7 protein-coding genes are annotated in these 10,286 nt (G+C 62.9%); 1 reads left to right on the top strand and 6 read right to left on the bottom strand.

All coding sequences use genetic code 11. From position 1 onward, the window contains the following. Positions 1–9: 9 nt before the first annotated feature. The 6 genes from IVB48_RS35210 to IVB48_RS35235 form a co-directional block, all read right to left on the bottom strand. Entirely contained in the window at positions 10–741 is a 732-nt protein-coding gene (locus IVB48_RS35210; protein WP_247407530.1) for an ABC transporter ATP-binding protein, read from the bottom strand. Continuing rightward, a complete protein-coding gene (locus IVB48_RS35215; RefSeq protein ID WP_247407532.1) occupies positions 738–1,979 on the bottom strand; it encodes an FtsX-like permease family protein in 1,242 nt (413 codons plus the stop codon). Before IVB48_RS35215 ends, IVB48_RS35210 begins: the two co-directional genes overlap by 4 nt. A gap of 15 nt (positions 1,980–1,994) precedes the next feature. Beyond that, positions 1,995–3,227, bottom strand: a complete 1,233-nt coding sequence (locus tag IVB48_RS35220; RefSeq protein ID WP_247407535.1) for an efflux RND transporter periplasmic adaptor subunit — start codon at positions 3,225–3,227, stop codon at positions 1,995–1,997. A gap of 14 nt (positions 3,228–3,241) precedes the next feature. Continuing rightward, entirely contained in the window at positions 3,242–3,853 is a 612-nt protein-coding gene (locus IVB48_RS35225) for a tetratricopeptide repeat protein (protein ID WP_247407537.1), read from the bottom strand. Between the two features lie 194 nt (positions 3,854–4,047). Then, positions 4,048–4,737 (bottom strand): 4'-phosphopantetheinyl transferase superfamily protein, encoded by a 690-nt coding sequence (locus IVB48_RS35230; protein WP_247407540.1) that lies wholly within the window; start codon positions 4,735–4,737, stop codon positions 4,048–4,050. Next, entirely contained in the window at positions 4,734–5,558 is an 825-nt protein-coding gene (locus IVB48_RS35235) for a metallophosphoesterase (protein WP_247407541.1), read from the bottom strand. Before IVB48_RS35235 ends, IVB48_RS35230 begins: the two co-directional genes overlap by 4 nt. A gap of 642 nt (positions 5,559–6,200) precedes the next feature. Here IVB48_RS35235 and IVB48_RS35240 point away from each other — a divergent pair. Next, the coding region (locus IVB48_RS35240; RefSeq protein WP_247407542.1) for a type I polyketide synthase at positions 6,201–10,286 on the top strand (4,086 nt) is incomplete at its 3' end.

The raw sequence follows: 10,286 nt of genomic DNA on the forward strand, positions 1-10,286 counted from the left end.
ACGGGAAAGTCAGTGATCAGTCGGCGCAGCCACCACCGGTTCCGGCGCGAGCTTTTGGCCCTCGAACGTCTGCGCGATCTTTCCGTCCACGACATGCAAGCGGCGGTCGGCGCGGGCCGCGAGCGCGGGGTCGTGGGTCACGACTACGACGGTGCGGCCCTGATCGGCGATCTGCCGCAGGATGCCGAATACTTGTTCGGTGGAAGACGTATCGAGCGCGCCGGTCGGCTCGTCCGCGACGATGATCTCGGGCCGGTTGGAGAGTGCACGTGCGATCGCGACGCGCTGGCGCTGGCCGCCGGAGAGCTGGTTCGGCCGCTTCTGGGCGTGATCCTGCAACCCGAGAGATCCGAGCAGGTCGAGCCCGCGCGCCTGCATGTCTTTTTCGCTCATCCTGCCCTCGGCGCGCATCGGCAAGAGCACGTTTTCGAGCGAGGTGAATTCCGGCAGCAGAAAGTGAAACTGGAATACGAAGCCGCACTTCGTCAGCCGCACATGGGCGCGGTCGTCCTCGGACAATTTCGAGGTCGGCTGGCCGCAGATGATGATTTCGCCATCGGTAGGCGCGTCCAGAAGGCCGAGCAGATAGAGCAGCGACGATTTGCCCGAGCCCGAGGGCCCGGTGATGGCGACGAATTCGCCCTTGTTCACCGCGAGGTCGATCCCGTTGACCAGCGTGTGTGAGACCGCGCCCTCGATCCGCCGCACCAGTCCGACCGCCTGCAACGCAATCTCGCTCATGAGGCGCCCCGAATGATTTCGACGGGATGGACCCGCGTCGCCTTGTGCGCGGGGAAGAAGGCCGCGCCCGTGCAGCAGAGCAGCGAGATGCCGCCTGCAACGATGTAATGCAGCGGCGAATAGTAGATCGAGATCGGGACGTTGGTTCCGGTGAACGAGTTGTAGATCGTGATCTGCGACCATCCATAGCAAAGCGCATAGCCGATGGCCCACCCGGCAATCATGCCGACAAGGCCGATGATGGCTGCCTCCATGATGAAGATGCTGCGCACTGATGTCGCGCGCATGCCGAGCGATTTCATGATGGCGATGTCCTGGCGCTTCTCGTTGGTGATGGTCGAGATGATGTTGTAGGTCGCAAAGGACGACGTCAGCAGCATCGCGCCCATCACCGTCAGCACGATGAAGTCGCGGACCGCGAAACTTGAGAGTAGGTCGGAATTGGCCTCCTGCCACGACACGGATTTGTAACCGATCTGCCCCTCGATCCGTTTCGCGATCGTATCGGCGAGGATGGGGTTGTTCAGCCGCACACGCAATTCGTTGACGATGCCGCTCTGGCCCATCATCACTTGGGCCGTACCGAGCGTCGCGTAGATCTGTCCCTCATCGACGCTTTTGATGCCGGAGCGGAAGATGCCGACGATGGTCGCGCTCACCTGCGTGCCTTGGCCGCTGATCAGGCTGACGGTGTCGCCGGTCTTGATCGCGAGCTTTTCGGCCAGTGCGAGGCCGATGATAACCGCGTTCGGCGCACGCTGCAGGTCGCTGACCTGGCCTTCCCGCATTTGCGAGCCGAGTTTCGACACCCTGACCTCCAGCCGCGGATCGATGCCGATCAGCGCGATGCCGACGCGACCGCCGTGATCGATGATCGCGTTGGTCCGCGCCGAGGGCGCGACGTCGCCGGGAAGCCACGAGCGGAGCGAGACCATCAGCGATTCCGGATAGCGGATGCCGGGGCGGTTGTTGACGTTGGCGACGCTCGACATCTGTACCGCGCCGTATTCGCGCTCGGCGGGCTGCACCGGCGCCGCGCGTCGTTCGTCCTGCACGGTCACGTGCGGCATGGTGTCGACGAGCTGGCGCAGGAAGTCGATCTGGGAGCCTTCCATCAGCCCCGCCATCATGATCGTGAAGCCGACGCCCATTGCCCCGCCCGCCATGCCGACGAGCGTTTGCCTGACCCTGGTCGTGACGTGGGTCCATGCGATGTTGACGAGGAGATTGCTGGCCATTCCGATTGCGCCCGATCAGCGGTTGGCGAATTTTCCGACGTTACGGCGGGCGTCGTTGACGACGGAGTCGATATGGGCGGAAATCGCCGACGAGAGTCCCGCATCATCCGGATTGGCGCTGGGGGGGGCCACGAGCGCGGGGACCGTCATTGTGACCTGCGGCGGGCTGCTTGGGATCTGATTGCTTTGGACCGGGTCGGGCGCTGCGGCGGGTTCCGTCTCGTGCGGCGAGGCTACCTGCTTGCTCGTGTCGATGCGGACCCGTGTCCCGTTGGCCAGATCGGGTCGGGCCGGCGAGAGTACGGCCATGCCGTGCGAGATATCGCCAATGACTTCGACATTACGGCTGCCGCGGATGCCGACGCGCACAGGCACGCGCTCGAGGCGGCCGTTGTTGACGGTCTGCACGAAATCACCCGAGACCGACTCGGCCGGAACGATGGTCGCCGACGCCTTCTCACGGAAGATGATGTTGGCCTCCACCGACATGCCGATCCGCAGCGGGGTATCATTGGGGAGCAAGAGATACACGCGGAAGGTCTTGCGGGTCGGATCGCCCTTGGGCGTGATTTGCGAGACGCTGGCGCGCAACGCCTGTGCGGGGAACGCTTCGCTGCGCAGAAGCGCCTTCTGGCCGACCGCAATGCGGCTGATTTCCTCTTCATTGACCTCGGCGACGACCTGCATCGGCAGCGGTGGCCCGACCCAGAACAGCACATCGGTGGGGCCCGCGATCTCGCCAACCTCGCCGTCGCGCCGTAGCACCATGCCATCGAGCGGCGCGCGCAGCACGAGCTGGTCGATCCTCGTTTGCTGGGCCGCAACCCGGCTCTTGTATTCCTGGACACGGGTCCAGCGCTGCTCGTATTCCTTCTGCGTCGCGTCGTCCTTGGTGCGGTCCTTCGTGGCGCGATCGAGATCGCGGTCCGCCTGCTGGCCTGATATCTGCAATTCGTTCAGCGCGTTGCGCTCTTCGGCGTCATCCTGGCGACCGAGCACCTGGCCTGCCTTCACCGTCTTCCCCTCGCAGATGCAGAGGTCGATCAGGCGCCGCCGCTGAAGCGGCACCACCTTGGCCCAGCGAGCAGGCTCGACAGTGCCGGTGCCATAGATCGCTTCCGAGACGGGGGCGATAGTCGCAATGGTGGTCGTGACCGTTTGGAGGTTGTAATAGTTGGTATAACCATAATAGCCGCCGCCCGCTGCGGCAGCGAGGACGGCGATTCCCAATATGCGAAAGATGCTCATGGCGGTTCTCTTGCCTAATAGCCGAATTTCTTGCGCAGCCCGGGCATCTGCTTGAAGAAATCGTTGATGTCGTCCTTGGAGATGTTCTTGCTGAGTGCGTCCATCCGATTGTCATCGCTGGAGGGCTTGGATGGTTGCGGAGGGGAGGCCGTTGGGGATGGGGCTGGGGCCGCGCTAGTCATCGTTTGGGCAGGAAGCACCGGCGCCGTGCGTGAATAATCCGCCGCCGGAGGCGCAACCGGGGCAGGCGTCGTGGTTACCACGCCGCGCCACTTTCCGGCGTCGCTCTTGGCCTTGGAGACATCGTCCGAGTTCATCCGCTTCTCCAGGACACCCATGAGCTGGCTGGAACCGTTGCGGAACTCATCTACTCGGGAGGCACCATTGACGATGTAGGCCCACTTATAGGCCTCGACATTGTTTTTCTCGACGCCTCGCCCGGTGGCGTAGAGGCCGGCAAGGATCAGCATCGCGTGCGAATGGCCCTGATTGGCGGCGCGGCTGAACCAGCGGAACGCTTCTTGGTCGGACCGCGGCACGCCGACGCCGGCCGAATAGAGCGCACCAAGGTAGAACTGAGCTTCGTCGTCACCGGACTGCGCCACCCGTAGATAGCGGCTCGCCATGTCCTGGTCGAAAACTGCGTCCGCCCTGGCCGAATGCGGACTTGCCAGCAAGGCGCAGCAGATGATCGCTAGTACGGCTCGCTTCATGGCTGATGGCCTCAAAACTTATAACGCAGAAAAAGCATCTCGACCTCAATCGCCGAGTTCCGTCGCCTCGGCGGCTACATATGCGTCGATTCTACTGGCGCCATGGTTCAGGGATCGGGTCTTGAGCAAGGTGCTGCAGTATCGGAAGGCACCGTCACTGCAGTCGCAATGAGGCCGTGCGCAATTACAAAATGACCGCAAAACTCAACGAGCGGTGGACAATCGTCAATTCTGGAGCCATCGACGAGCAGCTTGGCAGCGAACCTGCCTACCGGGTCGATGGCCAGTCGTACATCTTCGAAGCCGAGCCAGCGGCCGGTCAGAGGATACCAAGCCTTATAGACGGATTCCTTCGCGCTGAACAGCAGCCGATCCCAGTGCGTCGCCGGAAATGCGCGCGACAACGCAGCTACCATCTCGCGCTCTCCTTGGACGGTGATCGATTCCTCGACGCCATCGGGCAGCCGGCCGTTCTGTTCGGTATCGATACCGATGCTCGCAAGCACGCTTTGGGAAGCGACTGCAGCAGCACGGAACCCTGTGGTGTGAGTTATGCTGCCGACTACGCCCGCGGGCCACAGCGGCTCGCGTTTCGGGCCTGCGCGAATTGGAACCGGTGCGTATCCAAGCTTGGCGAGTGCATCGCGGGCGCAGCGTCGCGCCGTTATAAACTCGCGACGACGGGTTTCGACTGCATTTGCAACAAGAGCTTCCTCTCCCGGGAAACTCTGTTGCCCCGGCACATCCTCAAAGGTCTCGACCGCTACGACGCCGTGAGGCAGCAGTTGTTCGATCATGCCGGCAGCACCTTTCGGGGCGTTGGCGGCTTGCTTCGCCTACTCCACTCGCGCGGATAGCCGATTGATACCTCCTCAAAGCGGACGCCGTCATAGTGGGTTGTCCGCGGAATGTGCAGGTGGCCGTAGACAACGACGCTGGCGCGAAAGCGAATATGCCAATCGGCGGTACGGGTCGTACCGCACCATTGTGCGAATTCCGGAAATCGCAGCGCGTGGGTTGGTTGGCGGATAAGTGGCCAGTGCCCAACAAGGATCGTCTTCACTTCGGGCCCCAGGTCGAGCAACCGGCGTTCGGTATCCTCCAACCGCGCGCTGCACCACGATGCTCGATCCGGATAAGGCGCCGGATGCAGCAGCACCTCGTCGGCGCAGACCACGCCGGTCTCGTGCGCGTATGCGAGAGACTCCTTCTTTGTTCTTGTTCCGGGCGCAAGCCAGGAATTGTCATAGAGCAGGAACAGCGGCACGACAGTTACAGGACCGCTCTGGTCCTGCCAGATCGCATACTCGTCTTCTGGCGTCAGAATGCCGTTGTCACGGCACATCTCGATGAGAGCTTGGTAACGGGCCACGCCTTTAAGTTGGACCGGATCGTCACGAAGGGTCCACAAATCGTGGTTGCCGGGCGCCCAGATCACTTTCGCATACCGGCTCCGCAGTAGCGAAAGCGTCTTCTCTATCTTGCTGAACGTATCGTCCACGTCACCAGCCACGATCAGCCAATCGTCGCTCGATTCCGGGCGCATTTCGTCGATGATGCGTTTGTTCTCCGAGAATGAACCGTGAAGATCACTGGTGGCAAACAGGGATCCTGGCACCTCGACTCCTCTCAGCCACGCTTGTCGTGCCCGATCGAACGGCACCCGCCCAGTCTAGACGCTCGGAATAAGTATAATTAGACTGGCAATCCATTAAAGTGGAAATCTATCCTGCGAATTTGGGTGCTGAAAAAGATATTGAGATGATAACCGCCATGGAAGTGGAAAAAAGTCCGGGTTGAAGCAGATTGTTGTAGCTTTGGGCCGCCGTCAACGAAGCGGGTTCACGTGCGGAGGGTTTAAAATTGCGGTTCCATCAGTTTGACCAGCCCACTCGACGCCATGTGTGGCCCTCGTCACATTCGCATTCGCAGCGCCGTATTAGTGTGCTTCTGATGTCGGCAAACTGCACTCGCTTGTAAAATTGTTGACGCCCACGTGCGCCTTGTGACCCAATCGGGGCGGTTCTTGGTTTTTACAATTTTGTAAGACCGATCGCTGACAGGCGCGTCATCCGTTCGGTTGAGGACATCGAGCAGCATTTTAGTGTCTCGTCGAAGCTTGCAACGGATGTGAAGGAGGAATCGCCGGGACGAAGTCGAAAGTCCAGTACTGCGCGTCAAAGGACCACGCTTGGTGGTCAGTGATTTCTGGCATACCCGTATGAGTTGTAACTTACTTGTTTTGACGTGATTGGTCGCCATGCAGCATCTCAGCTCAACGTATGACCTGTTAACCGGTTCGGCGTTGATCAGTTACCGACTGTCGTTGTCGAACTATCCCTGGTCGGCGCACCACAAGGATTTCGATCGCGTCTCCTTGGTTGGCACCGGATTATTGGAACTGGCTCTGACGGCGGGACTCGCCGTGGGCAGCCCGCGGATACTGGAGCTGACGCAGACCGCTCCGCTGTTGATTTCGACCGCGAGCAGAACGCGGGTGAAGATTCAGGTGCAGGCTGCCGACGCTCGGGGGCATCGTGCCTTTTCTCTCCATGGTCTGGATGAGGCATCGGGCGCGGGCGGCTGGATCCTCCATGCGACGGGCGTGCTGGCGGGGTCCGAAGAGGGGAGCAGAGAAGAATCTGCTGTGCTGCTTTTGGCGGCGTGGCCCCCGGAGGGAACGACGCAACTCGACATTTCGAATCTCTACGCGCGATTGAGTGCGCGGGGACTCGATTGCGGGCCGGCATTGCAGGGATTGACCGGAGCTTGGCGCTGCGGCGAGACGATCTATGCGGAGGTGGCTCTGCCCGCCGGCACGATATCCGGCGCCGCAGAGCACGGCATTCACCCCCTGCTTTTTGATGCGGCCTTGCATGTGTTTGCTGCGGAGGGTTTTGCCGCCACCGAAGGCGGTATGCCGCTTCCGTTTTCGTGGTCGGATGTGACGCTGCACACACACGGGGCCAACAAGTTGAGGCTACGCCTTGATCTGAGCGGGTCAGAAAGCTCGGAGCAGAGGTCGGCCTCTATGGTGCTGTGGGATGAGAAGGGGCAACTGGTCGCAACGGTGGGGTGTGTGACGCTCCGTCGGATTGCGGGCGAGCCGGTGCTCGAGCGGAACGTTGAACGAACGCCGTCTCCCGCAATTTTGCATGTGCGGGAAAGCTCGGAGCCTCCTCGCATAGCAGCGCGAGGCCCGGTCTTATCAGCCCTGCGCCATCGCTTGAGCGGGCTACCCGAGAATGAGCGCTTCGGAAGTCTCGTTGGTTTGGTGCAGGAGAGCATCGCGGCGATTTTGGCGTTGCCCAATGCCTCGTCTGTGCCTGCGGATGCACCGCTCAAGGGGCTTGGGCTGGACTCCATGATGGCGGTCGAACTGCGCAACCGCCTGTCGGTGCGGGTGGGGATCAAGCTGCCGACGACGCTGGCCTTCGATTATCCGACTCCGGAGGCGATTGCGGCGTTGCTTTTGCGCCAGATCTTTCCGGAACTGGATGTGATCGCTGGGACAGCTCCCACGCAACCGCGCGCCAAGGACGAGCCGATTGCAATCATCGCAATGTCATGCCGCACGCCTGGGGACGTAAAGGATTCGGAGTCCTACTGGACGCTGCTCGCGGAAGAGCGGGATGCGATCGGACCGTTCCCGGCGCGCTGGGATAGCCATGCGCTGTATGATCCGGATCCGGAGATGCGGGGTAAGAGCTACGCACGTGAAGGCGGCTTCCTGTACGACATCGATCAGTTCGACGCGGGCTTTTTTGGGATCGCGCCACGCGAAGCGGTGTCGATGGATCCGCAGCAGAGGCTGGTGCTGGAAGTCGTGTGGGAGGCGCTGGAGAAGGCCGGGCTTCAGCCGGAATTGCTGAATGAATCGAGCACGGGTGTCTATCTCGGCGCGATGCGAAGCGATTACAGGCAAAGCGGCGTCTCTCTGGAGTCGATGGATGGCTACGTTGAGACAGGCCAGGCCAGTAGTGTGCTCTCCGGGCGTGTGTCTTATGCACTAGGTCTGCAAGGCCCTGCGATGACGATCGATACGGCCTGCTCGTCGTCTCTGTCGGCGCTGCATCTGGCGTGCGCGGCGCTGCGTCAGGGCGAGTGCGACCTAGCACTGGCGGGTGGCGTGCAGGTGATGAGCACGCCGTCGGTATTTGTGGAGTTCAGCCGGTTGCGCGCTGTCGCCCCCGACGGCCGCAGCAAGAGCTTTTCGGACGGCGCGGACGGTGCTGGCTGGAGCGAGGGCTGCGGCGTGCTGGTGCTGAAGCGGCAGTCGGATGCGGAGCGGGATGGCGACGAGATTTTGGCGCTGATCCGCGGTTCTGCGGTGAACCAGGACGGCCGTAGCCAGGGTCTGACGGCACCAAACGGTCCGAGCCAGCAGCGGGTGATCCGTGCGGCCTTGTCTGCGAGCGGGGTGAGCCCAGACGAGATCGACGTGGTGGAAGCGCACGGGACCGGGACCAGCCTCGGTGATCCCATCGAGGCGGGTGCGCTGGCCGCAGTGTTCGGGCCGACGCGACGCGCGGATCGTCCGCTGTGGCTGGGTTCGTCGAAGTCGAACCTCGGGCATACCCAGGCGGCGGCGGGTGTTCTCGGCGTGATGAAGATGGTGCTTGCGCTCAAGCACGAGGTTCTGCCGAAGACGCTGCATGCGGAGCATCCCAGCCACCAGATCGAGTGGGATGGCAGCGGGCTGTCGCTGTTGCAGCAGGCGCGCGCGTGGCCGCGGGATGCCGCGCGTGTGCGTCGTGCGGGAGTGTCGTCGTTCGGCATCAGCGGGACGAATGCGCATGTCGTGATCGAGGAGGCGCCGGCGCGATCTGGGGCTGTCAGCGATGAGATTAACGGCGCTGCGGTCGGAGACGAAGCGTCATCGCAAGCGTTGATCCCGCTGCTAGTGTCCGGTCGTGACGAGGCGGCACTTCGCGCGCAGGCGGGCCGGTACGGGGAGTGGCTGTCGGGTCATCCGGACGCCGACTTCAGGTCCGTGCTGGCGACGGCGGCGCTGCACCGGACGCAGTTCGGCTCACGGGCGGCGGTCTCGGTGCGCGATGTCTCGGAGGCGGCAGACGCGTTGCGATCTCTGGCCGAGGGTCGCCCGCATGCGGCGGTATCGGTTGGAGAAGTCCGCGATCGCGGTCGTGTGGTGTTCGTGTTCCCGGGGCAGGGCAGTCAGTGGCCATCGATGGGCCGGGCCCTGCTGGCGGAATCGGCGGTGTTTGCGCAAGCGATTGCGGCCTGTGAGGCGGCGTTGTCGCCCTACACGGACTGGTCGCTGACATCGGTGCTTCGCGGCGATGAGGATCTCGAACCATGCCTGCTGGAGCGGGTCGACGTGATCCAGCCTTCGCTGTTTGCAATGAATGTTGGCCTTGCAGCCGTCTGGCGCAGTCTCGGCGTGGTGCCATTGGCTGTGGTGGGTCACAGCCAGGGCGAGATCGCAGCCGCAGTGGTTGCCGGCATCCTGTCGCTCGAGGATGGTGCCCGGGTCGTGGCGCTGCGCAGCCAGCTGTTGCGCGGCCTGAGCGGGCGCGGGGCCATGGCGGTGACGGAGCTCGCGGCCTCACTCGTGGAAGAGCGGCTGAAGGCATCGGAGTGGTCCACCTTGTCGGTGGCGGTGGTGAACACGCCGGGCTCGACGGTGGTCTCGGGGCCGACTGAAGCGGTCGAGCGCTGGGTCAACGATCTCGGCAAGGAAGGCGTGTTCTGCCGGCAGGTCAATGTGGACTACGCCTCGCACAGCGCGGAGATGGACCCGATCCTGCCTGAGCTGGAGGGCTTGCTGTCGGACCTCGCACCACAGCCAGGTCAAGTCGCGATGATCTCGACGGTGACGGGAACGCGCTGTGAGGGACCATCGCTGGACGGCTCCTATTGGTGCCGGAACCTGCGGCAGACGGTGCGGCTGGACCTTGCGCTGGCCGAGCTGATCGGTGGCGGGCACGGCGTGTTCGTGGAAGCGAGCGCGCATCCGGTGCTGGCGATGCCGCTGTCTGCGGCAAGCGGTGAGCATGGCGTGGTGGTGGGATCGCTGCGCCGCGATGGCGGCGGGATGTCGGAGCTTTTGCGCAATCTCGGCGCGCTGCATGTTCATGGCATTGTCGTAGACTGGAACGCCGTTGGCGATCTGGCCAGGCTGCCTGTTGCGTCACTCCCGACCTATGCGTTCCAGCGCCAGCGTTACTGGCTGGAGGCAGAGAAAGCGAGCGGCGACGCCTCGACGATGGGGCTGTCGGATGCGTCGCATCCGCTGCTGGGAGCGGCGACGCCGCTTGCGGAGAGCGATGGGTTCCTGCTGACGGGGCGGTTGTCGTTGTCGGAAGCGGGCTGGCTTGGCGAC

The sequence above is a fragment of the Bradyrhizobium sp. 76 genome (assembly GCF_023073025.1).
In the GTDB taxonomy this organism is placed as follows: domain Bacteria; phylum Pseudomonadota; class Alphaproteobacteria; order Rhizobiales; family Xanthobacteraceae; genus Bradyrhizobium.

Bases quoted from the DNA above. Each gene is read 5' to 3' on its own strand.
- IVB48_RS35210 (WP_247407530.1), bottom strand. From the start codon at position 741: ATGAGCGAGATTGCGTTGCAGGCGGTCGGACTGGTGCGGCGGATCGAG.
- IVB48_RS35220 (WP_247407535.1), bottom strand. From the start codon at position 3,227: ATGAGCATCTTTCGCATATTGGGAATCGCCGTCCTCGCTGCCGCAGCG.
- IVB48_RS35230 (WP_247407540.1), bottom strand. From the start codon at position 4,737: ATGATCGAACAACTGCTGCCTCACGGCGTCGTAGCGGTCGAGACCTTT.
- IVB48_RS35225 (WP_247407537.1), bottom strand. From the start codon at position 3,853: ATGGCGAGCCGCTATCTACGGGTGGCGCAGTCCGGTGACGACGAAGCT.
- IVB48_RS35215 (WP_247407532.1), bottom strand. From the start codon at position 1,979: ATGGCCAGCAATCTCCTCGTCAACATCGCATGGACCCACGTCACGACC.